This window comes from Streptomyces sp. NPDC001450, assembly GCF_053597295.1.
In genome coordinates, this window is the sequence record NZ_JBSFHY010000054.1 from 1 (window position 1) to 24,341 (window position 24,341).

Genomic DNA, 24,341 nt, shown 5'->3' on the forward strand with positions numbered 1-24,341 from the left:
CAGCTTCCCCGAGCGTCCCGTGAGCCTCGGATCGTCCTCCTTGAGGAACTGCGCCGGGTGGTTGCAGATCTGCTTCAGCCCGGTCAGCAGCTTCAGCCTGACGAGCAGGGCCCGCAGGCCGTTGACGGAGCGCGCGCGGTGCAACTCCTGCAGGGGCAGCTCCACTTGGTAGTGCTTCTCGACCTGGGCGACGACCTCGATCAGGTTGAGGGAGTCCGCCCGGTAGAAGTCGATGAAGTCCTGGTCGTCCTCGATGCCGTCCGGATCCAGGTCCAGAACGCCGGCGACGATCGATCGGATGTGTACGGCCGAGTGGTCGATGTCCTGCATGTTCCGTCTTTCGGTCGGGGTCGGTCGTGGGGTTCGGGGCGCGGTCTCAGGCGGGGGAGGGGCCGGGCAGCGAGGCGACCAGCAGGGAGCCGATGTCGAGCACGGTGTCGCCCCGCACATGGGACCGGCCCGTGAACTCGCAGGCGGTGCTGGAGCTGTGCACGAGCCGGACCTGGTGTTCCAGGACGTCACCCGGCAGCGGCGACGAGTGGAACGCCAGGTCGCTCACCGCCACCAGCACGGGGATGCGGTCCGGCGGGCCGAGACCGGCCGACGTCCACAGCACGGAGCACGCCTGACCGAACGACTCCACCATGAGCGCCTGCGGGTACGCGAAGCCGGTCAGGGGCATGCCGTGCGCGAGGTCCCGGTAACAGCCTTCGGAACCGGTGATCGCCTTCGTGGCGACGAGCGAGGTCGGCGAGACCTGCCCGACGGTGTCGAGCAGGATCATCGGCGGGCGCTGCCGCAGCAGGCCGCGCACCTGCGCATGGTCAAGCATGGGTCACCAACGGTTCGAAGGTGGCGTCGAGTTCGACGGCCGGCCGGCGGTCCGAGCGCACGATCCGGGCCTCGGCGACGATCCCCGCGTCATCGGTCCCCGCACGGTCCGGTTCGCGGGGGCGTATCCGGACGGTGAGTTCCAGTACGTCGCCGGGGAGCAGGGGCCGCACGAAGCGTGCCCGGTCGATGCGGCGCAGCCGCAGGCCGCCGCCGTGCAGGCTGTCGACGGCCTGCAGCACCCAGTCCATGACGACCACTCCCGGCAGAATCGGGTAGCCGGGGTAGTGGCCGGCCATGTGCTCGGCGCCGAGATCCACCGCGAGCCGCAGGACGCCGTGTGTGCCGTCGGACGCCCGCTCGCTCCACGCCAAGGGCACGGGCAGGGCGGACATGGTCGCTTTCGGCGCTGAGACGGGCACGATGGTCCTCAGCCCAGGTCCGGGTGCGTCAGCAGCCGTTGGGCGAGCTCCTCCACGTACTCGGTGGTCGTGAAGTCGTGGTCGAGGTACGGGATCAGCTCCCGGGTCCGCTCGTACAGGACGCGGGTGGCCGAGGACAGGCCGTCGGTGCCGCGGATGTCGATGGCCTGGCAGGCGCACAGGAGCTCGAACGCCACCACGTGGGCCACGTTGTCCAGCACCTCCCGGGCGCGGCGGGCCGCGACGAAGCCGAACGAGACGATGTCCTGGAAGTCCGCGGTGCTGGTCAGGGACTGGATGGACATGGGCATCGCCATCGCCCGGGTCTCCGCGGTCAGTGACGCGGTCATGAACTGCCCGCCCATCAAGCCGAGGCGCAGACCCGGGTCCTCCCGGCACAGGAAGGGCGGCAGGCCGTTGCTGTTGCTCTTGTCCAGGTACCGGTCGATCCGGCGGTTGGAGAGGTTCATCAGGGTCGTCATGGCGATCACCAGATGGTCCATCGCCATGGACACGTACTGACCGTGGAAGTGCCCGTTGTGGAAGACCTCCGCCTCGTCGGGGTTGACGAGCGGATTGTCGTTGGAGGAGTTCAGCTCGTCCTCGACGGTGCGCTCGATCGTGGCCAGACTGTCCAGGACCGGTCCGAGGATCTGGGGCGTGCACCGCACGGAGTAGGCGTCCTCGATCGACTGGGACCCGGCCTTCGCGGTGTCCGCGATCTCGTCCGCGAGCAACTGCTCGATGTCGAGTTCGTCGACCGCGAGCCGGGAGTCGCCCAGCGTCCGCCACAGGAAGTCCGCGACCTCCTGCTGGCCGCGATGCGGCTTGAGCGCGTGGACCCGCGGGTCGAACGGCTTGGTCTTGCCTCCCAGCGCCTCCACGGAGAGCGCGGAGACGAGCAGGTACGACTGCATGAGCCGGCGCGCCCGTTGCACGTTGAGGGAGCCGAGGCCGACCATCCCCGACGTGCCGTTGATGAGGGCGAGGCCCTCTTTGTAGCTGAGCTCCATCGGTTCGATGCCGGCTCGGCGCAGCGCCTCGGCACCCGGCAGGACCTCGCCGCCCAGCCGGGCCTTCCACTGGCCTATGCAGACCAGCGCGATGGCGGCGAGCGGGCCGAGGTCGCCGCTGGTGCCGAGCGAGCCCTTCTCCGGTACGAGGGGGACGATTCCCGCGTTCACCACCGCGATGAACTTGTCCAGGTTGGCCAGGGAGATGGCCGAGTTGCCGCGGGACAGGGACGCTATGCGGGACACCATGATCGCGCGGACGGTGACGTCGTCCAGGCGCTCGCCCACGTTGGTCGCCACCGCGTTGAGCAGGTTCTCCTGCAACTGGCGTGCCATGGAAACAGGGACGAGCCAGTCGACGAACCCGCCCATGCTGGTGGTGACGCCGTAGATGATCCGGCCGCCCTCCACGAACTTCTCCAGCGTGCGCCGGGAGGCGTCGACCCGCTCGCGCACGGCGCCGTCCACAGCCAGCCCGGGGCCCTGCGCGGCGGCGATCGACTCGATGTCCGCCAGCCGTACGCGGCGGTCCAGGGACAGGGTGTACGTCATGCGGGGCTCCTCGGTGTCGCATCGATGTCAGTGGGCCCCTCGTGAACGGCGCTGGTCACAAGGCGTGCGAGCAGCGCCCGGTCGACCTTGCCGTTCTCGGTCAGGGGCAGGTCGGCCAGGGGCCGGATCCGGCGCGGCCGCATGTAGGCGGACAGCTCCTCGGCGCAGAAGGCGAGCGCCGCGTCCTCGTCGAACGGGGCCGCGGTGTCGTCGAGCACGACCCCCGCCATCAGTACGTTGTCGCTGCCGCGCGGCACGATGGTGGCCGCGGCCGACGCCACCGCGGGAAGCCGGGTCAACACGCTTTCCACATCGCCCAGTTCGACCCGGTTGCCCCTGATCTGCACCTGGGTGTCGGCGCGGCCGACGAAGTACAGCTCGTTCCGCTCGTCCAGGTAGGCCAGATCGCCGGTGCGCAGCACCTTCTGCCCGTGCCGCGGGTCCAGCGGGTCGGGCACCAGCACCTGGGCGGTGGCCCGGGGATCGTCCCAGTAACCGCTGAACAACGCGGGGCTGCGCAGGTGGATCTCGCCGACCACCCCCGGCCGCGTCACCACACGTCCGGCCGTGTCCACCAGGGTCATCTCGGCTCCGGAGTGCGCGTGCCCGATCGACAGCGCCCGCTGGTCCGCGGGCAGCGGGTCGGGCACGTCGGTGAACGAGGCCGCCATCGACTCGGTCGCGCCGTAGCCGTTGACCAGGCGGGTACCGGCCAACAGCTCCTGGAGCCGGCGCAGTTCGGCAAGAGGGAAGGCCTCGCCGGCGAAGACCACCGAGCGCACCGTCTCAAGACGCTTCAGCAGCTCCGGATCGTGGCGCAGGACCGGACGCCACAGCGAGGGCACCCCGTGGACCTGGGTGACGCCGGCGTCCCGGAGACAGGTGACCATGCGCCGCGGCGAGTCGAGATACTCGCGTCCGACCGGCACCAGCGTCGCGCCGCTCCCCAGAGCGATCCCGATCCCGAAGAGCGCGAAGTCGAACTGGAGCGGAGAGGTGCCGGCGACCCGGTCGGTGGCACCGACCAGCCCGTCCGCGATCACCGCCCGCAAGAACGTGACGATCGCCCGGTGACTCATCACCACGCCTTTGGGACGGCCCGTCGACCCGGAGGTGAAGATGATGTAGGCCGTGTCGACGCCGAGTACGCGCCGGCGCCGCCGCGTCCGGCTCGCCCGCGCGACGTCCGCCATCAGCCCGCCGCGCCCGAAGCTCGCGGTGCCACCGGCCCACGGCAGGTCACGCCGGGCGACGCCGTCCGCCCGGGCGTGGAGCGCCGGCTCGACCGACCGCAAGATCGCCAGGAGGCGGTTGTCGGGGGTCTGCGGACTGACCGGGACGAACGGCAGGCCCAGCCTGGAGCAGGCCAGCAGCAGCGCCACCGCCGACGCGGAGGTGTGGGCCTCCACGACGACCCGGTCGCCGACATCGAGGCCCAGTGGCTCAAGGGCCCGGGTGTACTCCTCCACGAGCGCGGCGAGTTGCCGGTACGAGACCTCGGTGAGCGCCCCGGTCGCGTCGGGCTCCACCACGGCGGCCTTGTCCGGGGTACGAGCGGCGGGAGCCAGGAGGTACTGGCAGAGGTTGTCCGCCGTGGGCTCAGGACGTTCCACAGTCTCTCCCTGCCGTGTGCCGTCGGTGAGATGCGCGGCTCACCGCGGGACGCCCTTCAGCACGGCGACGGCCAACAGGCCGTCAGGGTCCGCCGCGACGACCACGGCAGGCACTCTCGCCTCGTCCAGGAGCCCCGCGAGCTGGAGCAGCGCGTGGGCGCTGTAGCAGTCCCCGATCCGCTGCTCGTCGGTGACCTGAGCCGCCTCGGGAAACGCCTCGGCAAGTGCGCTGCGCTGGGCCTCGTCCACCGCGTCGACCCCGGTGCGGCGGAAGGCCACCGCCGAGACCTCCGGTGCGCGCACGCCCGCCTCGCCCAGGGCTCGGTCGAGCGAGCCGGTGAACTGCTCGGCCGGGAAGCCGGTCACCGCCCGCACGTGCACGGCGGCGACCGTGGCGAGCGCTTTGCGCCCGGCGGCCCGGGCGCAGTCCCCGCTCTCCAGCAGGAAGGCGGCCGCGCCCTCGCCCTGGGGCCGCGGACCGCGGGCCGCCCGGGCGAGCCAGGAAGTGGGCCCGGTGAACTCCTCCGCGGCGCCCGCGACCACCGCGTCGGCGTGCCCGGCCCGCAGCATGACCACCGCATGGCGCAGCACGGCGAGGCCGGTCGCCGGTCCGCAGGCGACCGTCGCGTTGGCGCCCCGCAGGCCATGGGCGATGGCCACGGCTCCGGCCGGCGCGCTGAGCACGCAGTGGGAGGACTTGGCGGCGGCCACCATGTGCGGACGCGGCTGGGAGAAGGTGTCCGTGCCGAACTCGGCCATGCCGGTGACGCTGCCCGCTGCCGTGCCCAGCGTGACGCCGATGCGGTCACGGTTCTCGTCGGTCACTCGCAGGCCCGCGTCATCGAGCGCCCGGCCGCAGGCGACCATCGCCAACTGGGCGCTGCGATGGTTGTATTGGGCGGTTCTGCGCCCGAGCAGCGCCTCCGCGTCGAAGGAACCGACGGTGAAGGCCGGCCCGGACGGCGGGGTGTGCGGCTGGGGGACGGGATCCGGCCGGACGCTTCCCCGGCCCGAGATCACGATGTGCATGGGGCGCTCCCGAAGACGACGATGGCGTTGTTGCCGCCGAAGCCGAAGGCGTTGTTCTGGGCCACGCGAACGGTCGCCTCCCGGGCGGTGCCGGCGACGGGATCGATGCCGGCCAGCTGCGGATCCGGGTGGCGATGGTTGATGGTCGGCGGGATGAAACCCCGGCTCACCGCCAGGGCGCAGGCGATGCTGCCGAAGCCGCTGGCCGCCCCCATGGTGTGCCCCAGCATGGACTTGAGGGAGCTGACCGGCGGCGCCGCGTCGCCGTACACACCGCGGACGGCCTGTGCCTCCACCCGGTCGTTGAGCCGCGTGCCGGTACCGTGCGCGCAGATGTAGTCGACCTCGTCCGGTGTCACACCGGAGCGCCGCAGCGCGCTCTCCATGGTCCGCGCGATGCTCTGCGGCTCCGGCGCCGACGGATGGTAGGCATCGCAGCTGACCGCGTACCCGAGCACTTCGGCATAGATGCGGGCACCTCGTGCGACCGCGCCGTCCAGGGTCTCGAGCACCAGCGCCGCACCGCCCTCCGCCGTCAGCATGCCGTCCCGTTCCCGGTCGAAGGGCCGGCAGGTGTCCTTCGCGAGGGCGCCGAGGCGGTTGAACGCGGCATGGGTGAACCGGCTCACCGCGTCGGCGCCGCCCGCCACGGCGACCGGCACCTCGCCCGAGGAGACAAGGTCGTACGCGTATCCGATCGCGCAGTTGGCCGCCGCGCACGCGGCCGAGAACGTCATCGTCTCGCCCGTGGCACCGATCTCCTGAGCGGCGGCCAGGCCCAGGCGGCCGGCCGGCAGTTGTGCGGCGAGCGTCGGGTCGGGGGTCGCGGGACCGTTCAGATGCCAGGACTCGGTCATCGCCACGACGTGCGGAATCTCGCCCGACGTCGTTCCCATGAGGACGGCGGCGTCATCGCCGAAGTCCCGGAGGCCGGCGTCGTCGGCCGCAAGGCGGGCGGCGGCCGCGGCGAAGAGCGAGGCGCGCCCCCAGTCGGCGGCGTCGAGCCGGGTGACCAGCTGCGCGGCGTCGAAGTCCGCCACCTCACCGGCCATCTGATGCTCGAACCCCGACACGTCGAACGAGGAGATCCGTGAGATCCCGCTCTTCCCCGCCCGCACGGCATGGCAGAAGTCGTCCGTTCCGGTGCCGATGCTCGACACCGGCCCTAGACCGGTGATGACCACGCGGTGCACGGCGACTACCATCCGGCCGCGTCGGCCACGACTTTGTACGTGGAGGGCAGATCGGTCATCTTCTCCAGGTCGTTCGCGTCGATCATGACGCCGTACCGCTGCTCGATACGGCTCAGCAGCTCGACGGCCAGCAGTGAGTCCGCGCCCAGGTCGTCGGCGAAACTGGTGGCCCGCTCCACTTCTTCGGGCTCCACGGTGAAGATGTCCGCTGCCATGTCCCGCAGCTCCGCCATTCGATCCGACAGCATGGTGATGTTCCTCCTGGGTGCCGAGAGCAGGACGAGACCGGTTCAGTGGGAGCGATGGCGTGCCGCGAGCTTCTCCAGTTCGGGCACAAGGTCGCTGGGCGTGGGCCGCGTCGCCTGTTCCCTGCGCAGCCTGTCGGCGCCTTCTTGGAACGCCGGCTCCTCCAGCAGCCGCACCAGGCACTCCCTGACCCGCTCCCCGGACAGGTGCGGCCTTGATATGTAGAGGCCTCCCCGGGCCTCCTCCAACAGCGGGGCGCGCAGGTCGATGTCGCCGACGACCCGGCCGACCATCAATTGCGGAACGCCGTTGGCGACCGATTCCAGGAACGCGGGAATCCCGCCGTGATGGATCACAGCTGAGCACGTGGGAATCACCGCGTGCAAGGGGACGAACTCCGCCAGCCGCGCATTGGCGGGAATCCGCTTCAGGTGTTTCCGGACCTTTTCCGGTGCCGTCACCACCAGTTCGATGTCCAGATCGGCCAGGGAATCGAGTACCTGCTGCAACTGAGCGACGGAGACCGCCTGGTATTCCCGCCCCTTTTTCTGGCTGATCCCGAAGGTGGCCAGAACGCGCCGCTTCCTCGGGGCGCGACGGGCCCACGCGGGTACGACGGCGGGCCCGTGGTAGGAGACATAGCGCAGCGGTACGTGCGGCACATCCGAATCGATCCGCATGGAATCCAGCATGTGCTCGATGGTGAAATGACCGGTCACCATCTCCTCGGAGTACGACGTCCCGAACTTCTCCGCCCAGTTCCCCAGCCAGTCGGCCAGCGCGTCCTCGCGCTCCTCGGGGGCCTGCTGTTCGCGCAGCCGCAGGAACTCGCGCCGGGACCAGGCGTCGACATCGATCTCCGAGCGGATGCGTGCGCTGGCCGCGCCGGTCACGCGGGCCACGATCGCGCCCGCGTGGCTCATCCACTCCCAGATCACCAGGTCCGGCTTCCACCAGCGGCAGTAGTCGACCAGCTCCTCGACCATCGAGTCGTTGACGCCCTTGAGGATCTCCGTGAAGTACCGCGTCCTCAGCCGCAGCCGGTCCCAGGTCAGTGCCTCCTCGGAGTCCGCGGCGAAGTCGAAGAAGAAGTCGTCGCGCGATCCGAGCTGCTCCAGGGTCCTTACGAGTTCCACCTGTTCCTCGGTGAACTGCTCGTACAGCCTCTTGAGCACATCGGGCGGGCCGACCGGAACCGCCATCAGGCCCGACGAGGTCAGTGATTCGGTCAGGTCCGGGCTGCTGGCGACCCGCACCTCGTGCCCCGCGGCCTGCAGCGCCCAGCCCAACGGGACCATCGGTTGGAAGTGAGTCCTCCAGGGCCAGGACACGATGAGGACGCGCACAGCACCAACTCCTCCATCGACAGCGGGATGCCGAGAACCCTCGGCGGACTGTCTAAAGCCGGCCTTGGGCCGCTCTTGCCCGGCCACCGGGGGGGGGGACCGCCGCCGCCCGGCTCCGCAAGGGCGGGCCTAGATCGGCCCAAGCCGCGGTGCCCACACTCGCCGCAGTGCAGACCGATGCCGACGGCATCATCGACAGGGTGAGGAGCCGGCGTTGCAGAGTGTGATGGACAGTCAGGCCCGGGCACGGCTCACGGATCGCGCGGATGCCGTGCTGTCCGAGCGCATCACGCGGTCCGCGGCCGCACGGCGCGGCGAGTCCGTGGCGGACATCACCGCCTGGGTGCAACGGCGCCGCAGGGAAGTCGACTTCACGGTGCGGCGCATCCCGTTCGATGAGCTCGACGGCTGGTCCTTCTCACCGGAGACCGGCAACCTCGTGCACCGCAGCGGGCGGTTCTTCACCGTGCAGGGGCTGCGCGTCAGCACGGGCGAGCACCCCGACCGCCGGAGCTGGCACCAGCCGATCATCGCCCAGCCCGAGGTCGGCATCCTGGGTGTTCTCGCGCGGGAGTTCGACGGGGCCCTGCACTTTCTGATGCAGGCCAAGATGGAGCCGGGCAATCCCGGCCTGGTGCAGATCTCGCCCACCGTGCAGGCCACGTACAGCAACTACACCAAGATCCACAAAGGGGCGGACGTCCGCTACCTGGAGTACTTCACCGACAGCTCCCGCGGCCGCATCCTCTCGGACGTGCTGCAGAGCGAGCACGGCTCGTGGTTCCGCCGCAAACGCAACCGCAACATGGTCGTGGAGGTGACGGACCCGGTCCCCGAGCACGAGGACTTCCGCTGGCTCACCCTGGGGCAGATCCATGAACTGCTGGGCCACGACAACACGGTGAACTTCGACGCCCGCTCGGCCCTGGCCGGCCTGTACCGGGGCGGGGGTTCCCGCGCCCTGCACTCCGACACGGAACTGCTGTCGTGGCTCGCGGAGCGGCGGTCGGTGACCCCCATCACCGGGGTGCCGGTCTCGCTCGCCGACATCCCGGGCTGGACGCGCGACGCGTACTCCATCCACCGTGACGACGAACGGTACTTCCGCGTCATGGCGGTGTCGGTGCGGGCGGGCAACCGGGAGGTGGGCGCGTGGACCCAGCCGCTGCTCGAACCGAACGACCAGGGCCTCGTCGCCTTCCTGACGCGCACCTTCGACGGCGTGCCGCACGTCCTGGTCAGCGCCCGCGCGGAAGCCGGCTTCCCCGACGCCGAGTTCGGCCCCACGGTGCAGTGCGTGCCGCGCAACCACGCGCACCTGCCCGCGGGGGAGCAGCCGCCCTTCCTCGACCTGGTGAGGTCCGCCCCGCCGTCGCGCATCCGCTACTCGGCGCTGCACTCGGAGGAGGGGGGCCGCTTCCTCGACGCGGTGAGCCGGTACCTCGTCGTCGAGGCCACGCAGAGCGAGGCGCCGGTGCAGGAACCGCCCGGGTTCCGCTGGGTCTCCCACGATCAGCTCGCCGCGTTCACCCGCTACAGCCACTACGTCAGCGCCCAGGCCCGCACCCTGCTCCTGTGCCTGAACACGCTCGCGGCATAGGGGGAAACCGCTTCGGCGCTACGCGGAGACCCGCACCAGGAGGACCTTCGCGACGCCCAGAGCGACCGTCGGCGGGTTCTCGGGATCGACGCTCAGAGTTCCATCCGGGGAAGCTTCGTCCACCAGCGCCGGCAGCTTCTCGATCGCCTGGGCCACGACATCGTCGACCGTGATTCCGGACGCCTCGGCGATGGCTTCCAGATTGTCCCGGCCGATGCCGTTGACCACGTCCTGAGGCAGGAGCGGCGTGTTGTCGCCCGTTGAAACCCAGGACTTCGCTTGGTACACCTGTGCCAGCGGAATCATGAGCCCCTGGGATTCGGCTCGGGCAAACGCCTCTTCACTCGTATCCGTGATGCCCGGTTCGGGTATCACGGTGACGCAGTAATAGCCGTCGAGATTCTCGGTCACGTAGACTCCATGGAGTTCGAAATGGGCGGTCCGGAGAAAATGGCCAGCCTGTTGATCGGCCGCTGAACCGCCCGGCAATGTTCCCATTCAGACCCTTGCCGGACAAGGCTGCTGTCACGCCGTGCGCGCGTTCCGGAGTAATTCTTTGACAGTCAGGGATGTCCTGGCGACCGGACATCGGGAGAGAAATGGCGGAGAACAATCGTGACCACCCTGACCGTTGAGCGCGCCGACCTCACCGACCCGCGTACCTTCCTCGCGCCCGACGCCGAACTCGTGGAGATGTGGCGCCGGTTCCGGTCGCAGAGCCCGGTCCACTGGCACGAGGTGGAGGGCCGCGCCGTACCCGGCTTCTGGGTGCTCTCGCGCCACGAGGACGTGATGGAGGTCTACCGGGACAACAAGCGCTTCACCTCCGAGTACGGCAATGTGCTGGCGACGTTGCTGGCGGGCGGGGACTCGGCGGCAGGCAGGATGCTCGCTGTCACGGACGGCAGGCGCCACCGTGAACTGCGTAACTTGATGCTGAAGGCGTTCGCGCCCCGGGTCCTCGAACCGGTCGTCGCCGGAGTGCGCGAACGTGCGGACCGGCTGGTGCGCAGCGCGGTCGAGGCCGGGGACTGCGACTTCGCCAAGGACGTCGCCGAGCACATACCGATGGCCACCATCGCCGACCTGCTGGGGGTTCCCGCCGCCGACCGCGACGATCTGCTGGTCCTGACGAAGGAGGCGCTCAGCACCGAGGACGAGAGCAGCTCCGCGGACGAGGCGATCGTCGCACGCAACGAACTGCTCTTCTACTTCGCGGAGTTGGCCGCGGTGCGCCGCAAGGACCCGCGCGACGACGTACTGAGCATCCTGACGACCAGCACGATCGACGGTGAGCCGCTCACCGAGCAGGAGATCATCTTCAACTGCTACAGCATCATCATCGGCGGCGACGAGACCAGCAGGCTCTCGATGATCAGCGGCATGCGCGCGCTGATGGAGCACCCGGCGCAGTGGCGGCGCCTCAAGTCCGGGGACGTCACGGTGGAGAGCGCGGTGGAAGAGGTGCTGCGCTGGGTCAGCCCCGCCATGCACTTCGGCCGGCGGGTCCGCGAGGACGTCGAGATCGGGGGCCGGCTGTTGCGCGCCGACGACGTCGTCACGCTCTGGAACAGTTCGGCCAACTACGACGAGAGTCTCTTCGCCGACCCCGGCACCTTCGACCTGGGCCGTACCCCCAACAAGCATGTGGCGTTCGGCTACGGACCGCACTTCTGCCCCGGCGCCTACCTGGGCCGGGCAGAGATCGCCGCCATGCTGTCCGCCCTGCGCACCCATGTCGCAAAAGCCGTGCCCAACGGTCCGGCCAGGCCGATCCACTCCAACTTCCTGCACGGGTACAGCAGTCTGCCGGTCTCGTTGAGCTCAGCCAGGTAGCCCTCGATCCCCTCATGCCGTCCCGAGACTCTGGAGAATTCGTGAGCGACCCCCGAGGATCGTCCGCTGACGCGCCGTTCGCCGGGACGGGTGTTGCTTCGGCAACCTTCACCGAGCTGTTCCAGGCACGCGTACGGGAGACGCCGCACAACCCGGCCGTCGAGAGCGCGGGCACCGTCTGGACGTACCAGGAACTGAACGCGACGGCGAACAGGTTCGCGCACTGGCTGATCGGCCGCGGGATCGGCCCGGAGCAGACCGTGGCCGTGGCGATGCCACGTTCGGCCGAGCAGATCGCGGCGCTGCTCGGGGTCATGAAGGCCGGCGCGGCCTATCTGCCCTGGGACCTGGGCCATCCGCAGCAGCGCATCGCGTACATGGCGGCCGATGCCGCCCCCGCGGCCGTGCTCACCACCCGAGCCGCCGCCCCGCGGCTGCCCGCGGACCTCGCGGCGGACGTGCTGGTCGTGGACGCGCCGGACCTGGCGGCGGCCCGGCGCGCCGCGCCGGAGTCGGACCCGTCCGACGCGGACCGGGTCGCGCCGCAGAGCGTGGCCAACGCCGCCTACGTCATCTACACCTCGGGCTCCACGGGCCGGCCCAAGGGGGTGACAGTGACCCATTCGGGGCTCGCCGCGCTCCGGGCCGAGGCCGTGCGCGTAGGGGAACTCGACACCGGTACGGGCGCCCGCGTGCTGCAGTACGCGGTGCTCAGCTTCGACATGTCCGTGTGGGACCTGGTGACGGCACTGACCACGGGGGCCCTGCTCGTCCTGCCGCCGCAGGAACAACTGGTGGGCGAGGAGCTTGCCGCATTCCTCGCGGAGCGCGAGGTGACGCATGCGACGCTGCCGCCGAGCGTCCTGGCCACCCTGCCCGCAGGCACCGCCGCGTCCCTGCGCCACCTGCGGGTCCTCGTGGTCGGAGGAGAGGCCAGCACCCCTGCCCTGGTGGCCGAATGGGGCGCAGGTCGGCGGCTGTTCAACGCCTACGGTCCGACCGAGGCCACCGTGTGGGCCACGTTCGCCGGACCGCTCGGCGACAGCGCGGCGCCGATCGGCACCGCGATGACGGGCACCCGCGCATATCTGCTCGGCGACGACCTCCTGCCGGTCGCCGACGGACAGGCCGGCGACCTGTACCTGGCGGGACCGGGGCTGGCCCGCGGATACCTGGGGCGCCCGGCCCAGACCGCGACGCGCTTCCTGGCCGATCCGCAGGGCACCGCGGGCGGGCGGATGTACCGCACCGGCGACCTGGCCCGTGTCGGGCCCGACGGCCGCCTCGAGTATCTGGGCCGCAGCGACGACCAGGTGAAGCTGCGGGGGCAGCGGATCGAACTGGGCGAGGTGGAGGCGGTCCTCGCGACGCACCCGAGGGTCCGTCAGGCCGCCGTCGTGGTCCACGACAACGCGACCGGCGGGCAGCAGCTCGTCGGCTTCGTGGTGCCCGCGTCCGCTGCGGGGACCCAGGAGGCCGAACCCTCCGGCGGGGCCGGGCAGCTCACCCTGGGGCCCGGACTCGGCGCCGCCGAGCTGCGGGCGTTCCTGGCCCGGCGGCTGCCGGAGGCCATGGTGCCCACGACCATCACGGTCGTCGACGAGATGCCGCTGACGCCCAACGGCAAGGCGGACCGGGCGGCACTGCCCCGGCCGCAGTTCCGCGCGGCCGACTACCGTGCGCCCCGCTCCCCGGCCGAAGAGGTGCTCACCGGCTGTTTCGCCGAGGTGCTCAGCCTCGCCCGGGTCGGCATCGACGACGACTTCCTGTCGCTGGGCGGCGACAGCATCCAGGCCATGCGGGTCGCCTCGCGGGCCCGGGCACGAGGAGTGGCGGTCTCCTTCCGGCAGATCTTCGAGTCCCGCACGGTGGCCGCCCTCGCCGACGCGATCGGCGCGGCAGCGCCCGCCCCCGCCGCGGAACCCGCCGACGCGGCAGCGGGGCGACCGCCGCACCTCCCGGCGACCTGCCTCCTGCACGACCTCGGGCCCGGCGCCGCACAACACTGCCAGGCGATGCTCCTGAACCTTCCCGAAGGCCTGGACCGGGCCAAACTTGCCGCCGTCCTGGCCGCGCTGATCGACCGTCACGACCTGCTCCGGGTCCGCGTGCCGGCAGCCGGCGCGGGCGGGCTCGTCGTGGCCCCGCCGGGCTCGGTCGCCGCGGACCCGCTGATCCACCGGGTCGCCGCGGACGCCCCGTGGCAGGCCGCGGCGGGCACCGACCGGGCCGAGGAGTGGAACCGTCAGGTGCGGGCCGAACTCCAGGACGCCGCAGCCCGGTTGGACCCGGCGGCCGGCCCGGTGGCGCAGTTCACCTGGTTCGACGCGGGCAGCCGCACGGCGGGGCGGCTGCTGATGGTCCTGCCCCACCTCCTGGTGGACGCCCACTCCTGGCGTGTCCTCGTCGCCGACCTCGCCGCGGCCGGGGAACAGCTCCGGGCCGGCCACGCCCTCGAACTGCCCCCGGTCACCGCGCCGTTGCCGACAGTGGCCCGCGCCCTGACCGAAGAGGCGCACCGGCCCGCGCGCGTGGCCGAGACGGACATGTGGCTGGCCGCCACCGACGGGCCCGACCCGGCTGCCGGCCCGCGTCGCGGCCACCACGCCGACGGCGCGGACCGCACACCGGTCGACACGCGGCTCCTGCTCCCGGCCTCCCTCACCGACACCCTCCTGAACGCTCTCCCGGCCGCCTTCCGCTGCGGAGTCGAGGACGGTCTGCTGACGGCGCTCGCGATGGCCCTGGCGAAGCGGCGCCCACAGTCCGGTGCCGACGCGCCGTCCGTGCTGGTCAGCCTGGACGAGTACGGCCGGGCGGCGGTCGAGGTGGCCGGGGCGGACCTGTCCAGGACCGTCGGCCGGCTGACCGGTACCACCCCGGTACGCCTGGACGTGACCGGAGCCGACCTGGACGAGGCGTTCGCGGGCGGACCCGCCGCGGGCGCCGCGGTCAAGGCCGTCAAGGAGCGGCTGCGCGCCCTGCCCGACCGGGGGATCGGCCACGGCCTCCTGCGCCACCTCAACTCCCGCACCGCCGCCGCCCTCGAGCGGTCGGCGAGCGGCCGGATCTCCTTCGCGTACCTGGGCAGGTTCCCGGCCCCGGCCGTGGCGGGGCCCGGCGCGGGATTCACCCCGGCCCAGGGGTGGGCCGTGCCCGTGGCACCGGACCCCGGTGCGGAGGTCGACCTCGCCGTGCGCACCGCCGTGATCGACACCCCCCAAGGCCCGCGCCTCGAAGCCGCGTTCACCGGCTCCGGGGCGGTTCTCGGCGCCGCGCAGACGCGGGAACTGGCGGACCTGTGGGAACGGGCGCTCGACGCGATCTCCCGGCATGCCGTGCGGACCGGCGCGGGCGGCCTGACACCGTCGGACGTGCTCCTGTCCGGCGTCACCCAGCAGGAACTCGACGACTGGCAGCAGCACTGGCCGGGCCTGTCCGACGTCTGGCCGCTCGCGCCGCTCCCGCAGGGGCTGCTGGTGCACTCGCAGATGGAGCACGAGACGTCCGCCGAGGTCGACACCTACCAGGTCCAGTACACCCTGCGGCTGTCCGGGCCGGTCGACCCCGCACGGCTGCGCGCCGCGGCCCAGGCCCTGCTCGACCGGCACCCCGGACTGCGGTCCGCCTACGCGCCGGGACCCGACGGCACCCTCGTCCAGTTCGTCGTCGACGGCGTCGAGCTGCCCTGGCAGTACCTCGATCTGAGCGGCCTCGGCGACGCCATGCGAGAGGGCGCCCAACGGCAGTTCCTGGAAAGCGACTTGGCGGTCCACTTCGACCTCGCGGTGCCACCGGTGCTGCGCATGTCGCTGCTGACCCTGGCCGAGGACCGTCATGTGCTGATCCTGTCGGCGCACCACGCCACCCTCGACGGCTGGTGCCTGCCGCTGCTGGCACAGGACCTGATGCGCCTCTACGCAGATCAGGGCGCCGCCGCGCTGCCACCGGCCCCCAGCTACCGCGACTACCTCGCCTGGCTCGGCCGGCAGGACACGGCGCAGGCGGCCCGCGCCTGGGCGGCGGAGCTGGCGGGCCTGACGGAGCCGACCCTGCTCACGGCCGGCGCCGCCGCCGGTTCGGCGGGCGGCAGCGACCGTGCCGACGTACCCCTGTCGACGGCCGCGGCCCTCGCGCTGGTGGACCGGGCCGCCGACATCGGGGTCACCCTCAACACCGTGGTGCAGGGGGCCTGGGCCGTCGTCCTCGGCCATCTGACCGGCCGCCAGGACGTGGTGTTCGGAGCCGCGGTGGCGGGGCGGCCCGCCGAACTGCCCGACGCGGACCGCATGGTCGGAACGTTCATCAACACCGTGCCGGTACGGGTGCGATGCGACCCGGGGGAGAGCGCCGCCGAGCTGCTGGAGCGGCTGCAGCGACGGCAGGGCACCCTGCTGGGCCGCCCGCCCTGCGGACTCGGCGAGATCCAGAGCGCCGCCGGGCTGCCGACCCTGTTCGACACCGTCATCGGCTTCGAGTCCTTCCCGCTCGACAGGGAAGCCGCGGCGGAGGCGGCCGAGGCCGCGGGCTTCGCCGTCACCGGCATCGGCCTGCACTCCCTCAGCCAATTCCCGGTGACGGTGTTCGCCCATCCCGACGGCGACCGGCTGCGGCTGAACCTGCAGTTTCAGCGGCAACTGCTTCAGCAGGAGGACGCGCACGAGGTCGCCGCACTGTACGGGCGCGTACTCGAACGGCTCGCCGCGGACGTACGGGCGCCGCTGGGGGACCTGGTCGCCGTGGAACCGGCGGCACGGCCGGCGTCCGACGACCACGCCGGGCTCTCCGTCCGCAGCCGGACCCTCGGCCCCCTCGTCGGCGAACGCATCCGCCGGTGCGCCGAGCAGCTGCGGACCGGACCGGCGGCGCTCTTCCACGCGGGCTGGGCCCTCGCGGTGTCGATGTTCAGCGGACGCGCGGACGTGACGTTCCACAGCACCGCGGCCGGCGAGACCCGGCCGGTGCGGATCGACCTGACCGGGATGAGCGTGCGGGACCTGGTGCACACCATGGACCGGGAACCGCGCGGCTCCGGCCGTTCCGCCCACCCCACGCGATACGAGGCGACCCTCGACTTCCGCGGCCCGCACGCGCACGGGAGCACCACGGACGACGAGCGCACCGAACCCCTGGCGGTGTCGGTCAGCGACCGGGACGGACGCTTCACCGTCGAGGGGCGGGCCGCACTGCCCCACGACCCGGAGTCCGTCATCGACTACCTGGTGACCGCGGTGACGCGACTCGTCGACGCCCTCCACCGCGACCGGGCCGACCAGTGCCCCGCCCTCGAACTGCCCGTCCTGGGCGACGAGCTACGCCGCCGGGTCCTGGCGGAGCGGAACGAGGCACCGGCGACGCCGGCACCGGACCGGTGCGTCCACGCATGGTTCGAGGACGTGGCGGCCGCCACCCCCGACGCGGTCGCCGTCACCGTCGGCGGCCGCAGCCTGACGTACCGGGAGCTGAACGCACGCGCCAACCGCCTGGCCCGCCATCTGCGCGGCCTGGGCATCGGGCCGGAGGTCCCGGTCGCGCTGCGCCTAGACCGGACCGAGCAGCTGGTGATCGCCGTGCTCGCCGTGCTCAAGGCCGGGGGCACGTACGTGCCGATCGACCCGGCATCCCCCGCCGCCCGGACGGCCCTCGTGCTGCGCGACAGCGCGCCGCGCCTGCTGCTGACCGATGTGCCCTGGGACCCGGACCCCGCCGCACCGCCGGTCCCGGTCGTCGACGTGCGCGCGGACGCCGACCGGTGGAGCGGACTGCCGGCCGAGGATCTGCCGGACACCGGAGTGCGGCCCGACCACGGGGCCTACGTCATCTACACGTCGGGTTCGACGGGCACCCCGAAGGGCGTCACGGTCGAACACCGCAGCGTCGTGCGGCTGTTCACCACCACGCGGGAGTACTTCGGATTCGGCGCGCAGGACGTGTGGGCGCTGCTGCACTCCTTCGCCTTCGACTTCTCGGTGTGGGAGATGTGGGGCGCGCTGCTGCACGGCGGCGCCCTGGTCGTGGTGCCGCAGGACGTCGCGCGCAGCCCCAAGGACCTGTACCAGCTGCTGTGCGCCTCGCGGGTGACGGTGCTCAACCAGACACCGACCGCCTTCCACCAGCTGATCGCGGCCCAGGGCGAGGACGGCGCGGAACACGCCGTGCGGGTGGTGGTGTTCGGCGGCGAGGCACTCAACCCGACACTGCTCAAGCCATGGCTGCGGCGCGCGGTCAACCGGGACACCCGGCTGGTGAACATGTACGGCATCACGGAGACCACGGTGCACACCACCTACCACCCCCTGACCGGGACCGACCCGGACCGGGCCGTCAGCCCGGTCGGCCGGCGCCTGCCTGATCTGCGTACCTATGTGCTCGACCGGTACCTGCGGCCCGTGCCGGCCGGTGTCGTCGGCGAGCTCTACGTCGGTGGCGCGGGCGTGGCCCGCGGCTATCTGAACCGGCCGGGACTGTCCGCCCAGCGCTTCCTCGCGGACCCGTTCGCCGCGGAGCCCGGCGCACGGATGTACCGGTCGGGGGACCTCGTCCGGCGGCTGCCCGACGACACCCTCACCTACCTGGGGCGCAACGACGATCAGGTGAAGGTCCGCGGGTTCCGGATCGAGCTCGGCGAGATCGAGGCCAGGCTCACCGAACACCCGGCGGTCCAGGACGCGAGGGTCGTGGTGCGCGACCACGGCGACAGCGACAAGCGCCTGGCGGCCTACCTCGTGCCCGCCGCGGACCACGCACCAGCGGTACGCGCACTGCTGCGCCTGGAACGCACCGAGGGCGAGGCCCGCCCGCCGGTCCGCGAACTGCCCAATGGCATGGCGGTGTTCCACCACAACCCGAGCGAGACGGACTTCGTCTACGACGAGATATTCACGCGCGAGGAGTATCTGCGCGGCGGCATCACCATCGACAACGGCGACACGATCGTCGACGTGGGCGCCAACATCGGCCTGTTCACCCTGTTCGCCTCGAGCCGCAATCCGGACGGCCGCCTCTACGCCTTCGAACCGCTGCCGCCGCTGCACGACTCGCTGCGCCGCAACGTCGAGCTCCACGGCCTCGGCGCCCGGCTGTTCGACTGCGGCCTGGGGGCGGAGGCGCACGAGGAGACCTTCACCTTCTATCCGCACAACACCGTCAACTCCACCCGTGCCGCGACTGCGCCACAGGCGCGCGATCTGGTGCGCGCCTACCTGCGCAACAAGGCGAAGCCGGCCGACGACACGCGGCCCGGCCCCGGCGCGCAGGACATGATCGACGAGATCGTCGAGTCCCGCCTGGAGAGCCGCTCGTTCACCTGCCGCGTGCGCACCTTCTCGGAGATCATCGAGGAGGAGGGCATGGACCGGATCGACCTGATGAAGATCGACGTGGAGGGCGCCGAGCACGAGGTCCTCAAGGGCATCCGCCCGGAGCACTGGCCGCGGATCCGGCAGCTCGCCATCGAACTCCACGACGTCGACGGCAGGTTGGCGGAGGTCGAGGCACTCCTCAAGGGGCACGGCTTCGAGGTCGTGTGCGAACAGGGCGGCAGCCTGCTGCACGACACGGTCCTCTACAACGTCTACGCCCGGCGCGACGACGGCCGCCGCGCGGACCCGGGTCCCGGGGCCGCCCCGGCACCGGCGCCGCGCCGCTGGTCCGGCCCGACCGCCCTCGTCGACGACGTGCGTGAGCGTCTGCGGGACGCTCTGCCGCACTACATGCTGCCGTCCGCCTACACTCTGCTGGAGGCGCTTCCGCTCAATCAGAACGGCAAGCTGGACCGGGACGCACTGCCCGAGCCCGTGATCGGACGCGCGGACTCCACCCCGCCGCGCACCCGGACGGAACAGGAACTGTGCGCCCTGATCGCGGATGTCCTGCACATCTCCCAGGTGGGCATCGGCGACAACTTCTTCGATCTGGGCGGCGATTCCCTGCTGGCATCCGGCCTCACCGGCCGGATCAGCAGAAAACTGGGGGTCAGAGTGCTCATCAACCAGGTGTACGCGGCCCCCGACGTCGCGGCGCTGGCGCACATCGTCGACACTGCCCCGAAGGCCCGCACGCCGCGATTGCGCAGGCGGGACACGAGGGACGAGAGCTGATTCGTCCGATCGTGCCACACGGGCCCGGGGCGGCCCGCGGACCGCCTGTCGTGAGATCCTGCCTTCGGAATCACGCAGGCGATTCACGCAGGCAATTCACCGATGTGACATGGGAGTTGACGACTTGGCTTCCCGGCCGAAGGACCCGAACACACTCATCGACGACGATGACCGAGACCGCGCCACACAGTTATTGAAGGACGCGTACGGCAAAGGGCAGCTCACCCACCAGCAGTTGGACCAGTGTCTCGACCAGGTGCTGCGCGCCAGGACGCAGGGCCAGCTCGATGTGGCCGTGGCCGGGCTCCCGGCGCGGAACCCGGACGACCGGTTCACGATCGCCACGGTGGGCAAGCTGATCCTGCGGCGCGGCCGATGGCGGGTGCCCGCGGAGCTCACGGTCGCGACACCCCTCGCGAGGGTGTATCTGGACCTGTCCCGGGCGGACCTCGAAAGCCCGGTCGTCGACCTCGAACTCAGGGTCGGCGTGGGACGCGTCAGGATCGTCGTGCCGCGCAACGCGTCCGTCGACCTCAAGGACATGGAGACCGGGCTGAAGGGGCTGTCCTACAAGCCCGGACGATCTTCCGGTTCCGGTGGGCCGCGGATCCGGATCCACGGGAGCGTCGGCTTGCGGAAACTGACCGTCCGTCACGCGTGGTTCCGCTGATCCACCGCATGCGTTGTCGAGCCGAAGGGGGTGAGCAACGTGCAGATCATCGGCAACGGCTTTCTCGCCCGGTCCCTGTCGGAGGCCTTCGCGGACCGGTTCCCGCAGGTCACCGCGATCGCGGCAGGCGTCTCCAGCCATGCGACCGTCGCACCCGAGGAGTTCGTCCGGGAGGCCCGCCTCGTGCATGAGGTCCTGCGCGAGTGCAGGCAGCGGCACCGCACGGTGCTGTTCTTCTCCTCGGCTTCGTTCGCGGTGTACGGGGCCACCGGTGCCCTGTGCGCCGAGGAGGACCATCTGGCGGCTCCGCCGTCGGGCTACGGCAGGAACAAGCTGGCGCTGGAGTCGGCGGTCCGCGAGTCGGGACTGCCTCATCTGATCCTGCGCCTGAGCCACCTGGTGGGCCGGCACCAGCGTGCCCATCAGCTGCTGCCCGGACTGACGCGGCAGGTACGAGAGGGTGCCGTGCGCGTGCGGCAGGGCGTTCACCGGGACCTGCTGGACGTGAAGGATCTCGTCGAGGTCATCGGGCGGCTGTTCGGCCAGGGGGTGCGTGACGAGGTCCTCAACGCGGCGTCCGGCTTGCCGCAGCCTGTCGAGGCGATCGTGGACGGCATCGAGAAACGGCTGGGCACGAGCGCGGTGCGGACCCACGTTCCCGGCGCCACGGCCGTCACCCGCGTCTCGATCAGCCGCCTGCAGAGCCATGTTCCGGACTTCCGCCCCGGGCTGCACAGCGCGGAGAGCTACCTGGACGACCTCCTGGACACCTATGTGCCGTAGTACGCGCAGGGGCCGGCCACAGACGGCTGACACCATGCGCGCCGCCACGCGAACGAGGGGACGGCGCGAGGGACGGATCCACGGATCCGAACCTCACGCCGTCCCCTCAGCCATGGGTTGACGGACCGTCAGGAAGTGGCGGTGCGCCGGTACTTCCGCACGGCCAAGGTACGAAAGACGACGATGATGATGACCGAGTAGATCAGCGAGGCCTCGACCGGGTGCTGCATCGGCCATGCGCTTCTCGCGCCGGTACCCGGGTTGCCGAACAGCGTGCGGGCGGCCTGCACGGTGGCGCTGAACGGATTCCATTCGGCCATGTACCGCAAGGGCGTCGACATCCGAGTGGGGTCCACGAAGGCGTTGGAGATGAACGACACCGGCAGGATCCACAGCATGGGCGCCGAAGAGGCCGCCTCCGGGGAGCGTGCGGCCAGTCCGGTCAGCGCGCCGACCCAGGTGAAGGCGTATCCCAGCAGGAACATCAGCGCGAAGCCGGCCAGCATCTTGGGAATGCCCTCGTGGAAGCGCCAGCCGACCGCCGCTCCGACGCAGCCCAGCACGACCAGGATGAGAGCGATCGTCACCGCGTCGGACAGAGTGCGCCCGGTGAGCACCGCACCGCGTGCCATCGGCAGCGAGCGGAACCGGTCGACGAGTCCCTTGCGCATGTCGTCGGCGACGCCCGCGGCGGTCGCGATGACCGAGAAGATGACGGTCTGGGCCATGATGCCGACCACGTTGAACTCACGGAAGGCCGCGCGGTCCGTGGTGCCGCCGATGTTGACCGAGCCGGCGAACACGAAGGTGAACATCACGATGAAGATCGTCGGCTGGATCAGCATGAACAAGATCATGCCCGGCGCACGCTTGACGCGGAGTAGCCCGCTGCCGGCGATGATGAACGAGTCACGGATGGATTGGCCGATGGCGCCCGCCCTGGGCGGCCGGACAGCGGGCGGCGGGGGCAGGACGGTCACTTCACGGACTCCTTCACTCGAACATCCTCGGCTGACTCACCGGTGTCGGCGGAGCGACCGGTGAGGGTGATGAATACGTCGTCCAGGGTCGGACGGCGCAGGGCGATGTCATCGAAGGGGACGCCCAGTTCGTCCAGCCTGCGAATGATGCCGCCGAGCGAGCGGGAACCGTCGGTGACCGGCACGATCAGCTTGCGGGCCCGCTCTTCGATGGACACGTCGCCCTGGCCCTCCGAGGCCATCACCAGGCTGGCGCCCGTGAGGTCCTCACCCTCGGGCAGGACCAGCTCGACCCGCTCGCTGCCGACGCGCGCCTTGAGTTCGTCGCCGGTGCCGTAGGCGATCACCCGGCCGTGGTCGATGACGCAGATCGAGTCCGCGAGCTGGTCGGCCTCTTCCAGGTACTGCGTGGTCAGCAGGAGCGTCGTACCGTCGGCGACCATTGCGCGGATGATGTCCCACAGCACCTGGCGGCTGGTGGGGTCCAGGCCCGAGGTGGGCTCGTCGAGGACCATCACCGGCGGCTTCATGAGCATGGCCGCCGCGAGATCCAGACGGCGCCGCATGCCGCCGGAGTAGGTCTTGGCGGGCCGGTCGGCGGCGTCGGTGAGGTCCAGCAGCGTCAGCAGCTCCGCGGCCCGGTCGGCGGCGTCGCGCTTCCTCAACTGGTAGAGCCGGCCGATCAGTTGGAGATTCTCCCGCCCCGTCAGGTACTCGTCGACCGCGGCGAACTGCCCCGCCATGCCCAGCGAGCGGCGTACGGCGTCCGGGTCCTTGACGACATCCGCCCCGAGTACGGTCGCGTGCCCGGCGTCCGGCATGAGCAGCGTGGTCAGGATCCGTACGGTGGTGCTTTTGCCCGCGCCGTTGGGGCCCAGCAGGCCGAGCACGCTTCCTTGCGGGACGACCAGGTCGACACCGTCCACCGCCCGTACGTCGCCGAAGTGTTTCACCAGGCCCTCGGCATGGATGGCTTCCGGCATAGAGCACTCCTGTGGTCTGAGGATCGCGGACATGTGAGGGCACTCGGCGACGCAGGCTGGACCTGCGGCCGGACCCTGACTCGGACTGTGACATGCGATATAACGCGTGTCAATCATCGAGATATGTCTTGATCGGTCGAGAGTTCCCCGGCGCCCAGCGGTCGACATGGGCCCTAATGCCTGATTTGTCCTTACGTTTGTTCGGTGGCGGCACCGCTCGGTGGTGCGGCGGACGCCCTGGAGGCGACGGTTCCGGCCAAGAGCGCGGCCGGGCTTTCAGACGAGCGGGTGGCGCACCGCGCGCCGCGACACGAAAGCGGACACGTCCCGCAGAATGCTCTGGGCCACGTTCCGCACCTGGTCTTCGACGTAGAAATGGCCGCCTTCGAAGATCTGCGCGGTGAATTCCGCAGTCGTGTGCTCGGCCCATCGCAGAAAGCCGTCCTGCGGTACATGCGGATCGCGATCGCCCACATAGCCGCTGATGGGGCACGCGACCGAGCTGCCTTCGGGGTGGCGGTAGCTCTCCAGCGCCGTGAAGTCGCCGCGCAGCGCGGGCACCACGGTGGCCAGGAGCTCCTTGTCCGCCAGCACGGCCGGCGGCGTGCCCGCGAGCTCCGACATCCACGCCATCAGCTGTTCGTCGTCCATCAGATGGATGCCCTGGTCCCGCTCGACGGACGGCGCCATGTTGCCCGAGACGATGAGCCCGGCCGGGCCGGGCCCCGGTCCCCGCTCCAGCCGTCGCGCGACCTCATAGGCCACGACGGACCCCATGCTGTGCCCGAACAACGTCAACGCGCGGTCCGACCAAGGCGCCAGAGCCGCGACGGCTCCGTCCGCCAGCTCCCCCAGATCGTTCAGGGCGGACTCGTCCAGGCGGTCCTGCCGTCCGGGGTACTGCACGATCAGCACCTCGGCTCCCTCGGACAGGGCGGCCGACAGGGCGAAGTACGCGGAGGCGGAACCTCCCGCGTGCGGGAAGCAGACCAGCGTCGGGGCATCCCCCCTCGGAGAGTGGTACCGGCGTATCCAGCCGCCGCGGCTGCGCGTGCTCGTCACTGCGTGCTCCTTCTTCTCCGTCGATGCATTCGGCTCGTTGCACAGTTCTCAACGTCACGTGAACGAGAGGCACTTGGTCTCCC

The 24,341-nt window shown here is 71.0% G+C and carries 18 protein-coding genes; 5 read left to right on the plus strand and 13 right to left on the minus strand.

Going from position 1 to position 24,341, the window contains the following annotated elements; translation table 11 throughout:
• From ACWC5O_RS39950 to ACWC5O_RS39990, 9 genes are all read right to left on the minus strand, one after another.
• Positions 1 to 450: phosphopantetheine-binding protein (locus tag ACWC5O_RS39950; RefSeq protein WP_450781194.1), on the minus strand; the 450-nt coding region annotated here is incomplete at its 3' end.
• Complete coding sequence (locus tag ACWC5O_RS39955) at positions 377 to 832, minus strand: 3-hydroxyacyl-ACP dehydratase FabZ family protein (RefSeq protein WP_450591751.1); 456 nt, start codon at positions 830 to 832, stop codon at positions 377 to 379. The genes ACWC5O_RS39950 and ACWC5O_RS39955, both read right to left, overlap by 74 nt.
• Positions 825 to 1,253, minus strand: coding sequence for an ApeI family dehydratase (locus ACWC5O_RS39960; protein ID WP_450591752.1), 429 nt, complete (start codon positions 1,251 to 1,253; stop codon positions 825 to 827). Before ACWC5O_RS39960 ends, ACWC5O_RS39955 begins: the two co-directional genes overlap by 8 nt.
• Positions 1,254 to 1,261: 8 nt before the next feature.
• On the minus strand, positions 1,262 to 2,818 hold the full coding sequence (locus tag ACWC5O_RS39965; protein ID WP_450591754.1) for a phenylalanine aminomutase (D-beta-phenylalanine forming): 1,557 nt from the start codon (positions 2,816 to 2,818) through the stop codon (positions 1,262 to 1,264).
• Positions 2,815 to 4,431 (minus strand): AMP-binding protein, encoded by a 1,617-nt coding sequence (locus ACWC5O_RS39970; RefSeq protein WP_450591756.1) that lies wholly within the window; start codon positions 4,429 to 4,431, stop codon positions 2,815 to 2,817. Before ACWC5O_RS39970 ends, ACWC5O_RS39965 begins: the two co-directional genes overlap by 4 nt.
• A gap of 39 nt (positions 4,432 to 4,470) precedes the next feature.
• Positions 4,471 to 5,460: a beta-ketoacyl synthase N-terminal-like domain-containing protein gene (locus ACWC5O_RS39975; RefSeq protein WP_450591758.1), complete on the minus strand. Its 990-nt coding sequence runs from the start codon at positions 5,458 to 5,460 to the stop codon at positions 4,471 to 4,473.
• Positions 5,448 to 6,653 (minus strand): beta-ketoacyl-[acyl-carrier-protein] synthase family protein, encoded by a 1,206-nt coding sequence (locus tag ACWC5O_RS39980; RefSeq protein ID WP_450591760.1) that lies wholly within the window; start codon positions 6,651 to 6,653, stop codon positions 5,448 to 5,450. The genes ACWC5O_RS39975 and ACWC5O_RS39980 overlap by 13 nt, the downstream gene beginning before the upstream one ends.
• A gap of 5 nt (positions 6,654 to 6,658) precedes the next feature.
• Positions 6,659 to 6,901: an acyl carrier protein gene (locus tag ACWC5O_RS39985; RefSeq protein ID WP_450591762.1), complete on the minus strand. Its 243-nt coding sequence runs from the start codon at positions 6,899 to 6,901 to the stop codon at positions 6,659 to 6,661.
• A gap of 42 nt (positions 6,902 to 6,943) precedes the next feature.
• Complete coding sequence (locus tag ACWC5O_RS39990; RefSeq protein ID WP_450591764.1) at positions 6,944 to 8,332, minus strand: activator-dependent family glycosyltransferase; 1,389 nt, start codon at positions 8,330 to 8,332, stop codon at positions 6,944 to 6,946.
• 139 nt (positions 8,333 to 8,471) lie between these two features.
• Between ACWC5O_RS39990 and ACWC5O_RS39995 the strand changes: the two genes are divergently transcribed.
• Positions 8,472 to 9,845, plus strand: a complete 1,374-nt coding sequence (locus ACWC5O_RS39995) for an NDP-hexose 2,3-dehydratase family protein (RefSeq protein ID WP_450591784.1) — start codon at positions 8,472 to 8,474, stop codon at positions 9,843 to 9,845.
• A gap of 18 nt (positions 9,846 to 9,863) precedes the next feature.
• Here ACWC5O_RS39995 and ACWC5O_RS40000 read toward each other — a convergent pair whose 3' ends face one another.
• Positions 9,864 to 10,256 (minus strand): YidB family protein, encoded by a 393-nt coding sequence (locus ACWC5O_RS40000; RefSeq protein WP_450591766.1) that lies wholly within the window; start codon positions 10,254 to 10,256, stop codon positions 9,864 to 9,866.
• A 204-nt stretch (positions 10,257 to 10,460) separates the two neighbouring features.
• On the opposite strand from ACWC5O_RS40000, the gene ACWC5O_RS40005 reads away from it, so the two are divergent.
• The 4 genes from ACWC5O_RS40005 (at position 10,461) to ACWC5O_RS40020 (ending at position 21,233) form a co-directional block, all read left to right on the plus strand.
• Positions 10,461 to 11,681: a cytochrome P450 gene (locus ACWC5O_RS40005; RefSeq protein WP_450591767.1), complete on the plus strand. Its 1,221-nt coding sequence runs from the start codon at positions 10,461 to 10,463 to the stop codon at positions 11,679 to 11,681.
• 41 nt (positions 11,682 to 11,722) lie between these two features.
• The gene (locus tag ACWC5O_RS40010) at positions 11,723 to 19,780 is read left to right on the plus strand and encodes an amino acid adenylation domain-containing protein (RefSeq protein ID WP_450591768.1); all 8,058 of its coding nucleotides are present in this window, start codon (positions 11,723 to 11,725) and stop codon (positions 19,778 to 19,780) included.
• A gap of 109 nt (positions 19,781 to 19,889) precedes the next feature.
• The gene (locus ACWC5O_RS40015; RefSeq protein ID WP_450591770.1) at positions 19,890 to 20,450 is read left to right on the plus strand and encodes a DUF1707 SHOCT-like domain-containing protein; all 561 of its coding nucleotides are present in this window, start codon (positions 19,890 to 19,892) and stop codon (positions 20,448 to 20,450) included.
• 30 nt (positions 20,451 to 20,480) lie between these two features.
• Positions 20,481 to 21,233: an NAD-dependent epimerase/dehydratase family protein gene (locus ACWC5O_RS40020; protein ID WP_450591771.1), complete on the plus strand. Its 753-nt coding sequence runs from the start codon at positions 20,481 to 20,483 to the stop codon at positions 21,231 to 21,233.
• Between the two features lie 128 nt (positions 21,234 to 21,361).
• Here the strand turns inward: ACWC5O_RS40020 and ACWC5O_RS40025 are convergent, their stop codons facing one another.
• The 3 genes from ACWC5O_RS40025 to ACWC5O_RS40035 form a co-directional block, all read right to left on the minus strand.
• Positions 21,362 to 22,213, minus strand: coding sequence for an ABC transporter permease (locus tag ACWC5O_RS40025; RefSeq protein ID WP_450591773.1), 852 nt, complete (start codon positions 22,211 to 22,213; stop codon positions 21,362 to 21,364).
• Positions 22,210 to 23,196 (minus strand): ATP-binding cassette domain-containing protein, encoded by a 987-nt coding sequence (locus ACWC5O_RS40030; protein WP_450591774.1) that lies wholly within the window; start codon positions 23,194 to 23,196, stop codon positions 22,210 to 22,212. Before ACWC5O_RS40030 ends, ACWC5O_RS40025 begins: the two co-directional genes overlap by 4 nt.
• A 276-nt stretch (positions 23,197 to 23,472) precedes the next feature.
• Entirely contained in the window at positions 23,473 to 24,258 is a 786-nt protein-coding gene (locus ACWC5O_RS40035; RefSeq protein WP_450591775.1) for a thioesterase II family protein, read from the minus strand.
• Positions 24,259 to 24,341 lie beyond the last annotated feature (83 nt).

Coding starts and splice junctions, on each gene's coding strand:
- ACWC5O_RS39955 (WP_450591751.1), bottom strand. CDS start 832: ATGCTTGACCATGCGCAGGTGCGCGGCCTGCTGCGGCAGCGCCCGCCG.
- ACWC5O_RS39965 (WP_450591754.1), bottom strand. CDS start 2,818: ATGACGTACACCCTGTCCCTGGACCGCCGCGTACGGCTGGCGGACATC.
- ACWC5O_RS39975 (WP_450591758.1), bottom strand. CDS start 5,460: ATGCACATCGTGATCTCGGGCCGGGGAAGCGTCCGGCCGGATCCCGTC.
- ACWC5O_RS39985 (WP_450591762.1), bottom strand. CDS start 6,901: ATGCTGTCGGATCGAATGGCGGAGCTGCGGGACATGGCAGCGGACATC.
- ACWC5O_RS39995 (WP_450591784.1), top strand. CDS start 8,472: ATGGACAGTCAGGCCCGGGCACGGCTCACGGATCGCGCGGATGCCGTG.
- ACWC5O_RS40015 (WP_450591770.1), top strand. CDS start 19,890: ATGGGAGTTGACGACTTGGCTTCCCGGCCGAAGGACCCGAACACACTC.
- ACWC5O_RS40030 (WP_450591774.1), bottom strand. CDS start 23,196: ATGCCGGAAGCCATCCATGCCGAGGGCCTGGTGAAACACTTCGGCGAC.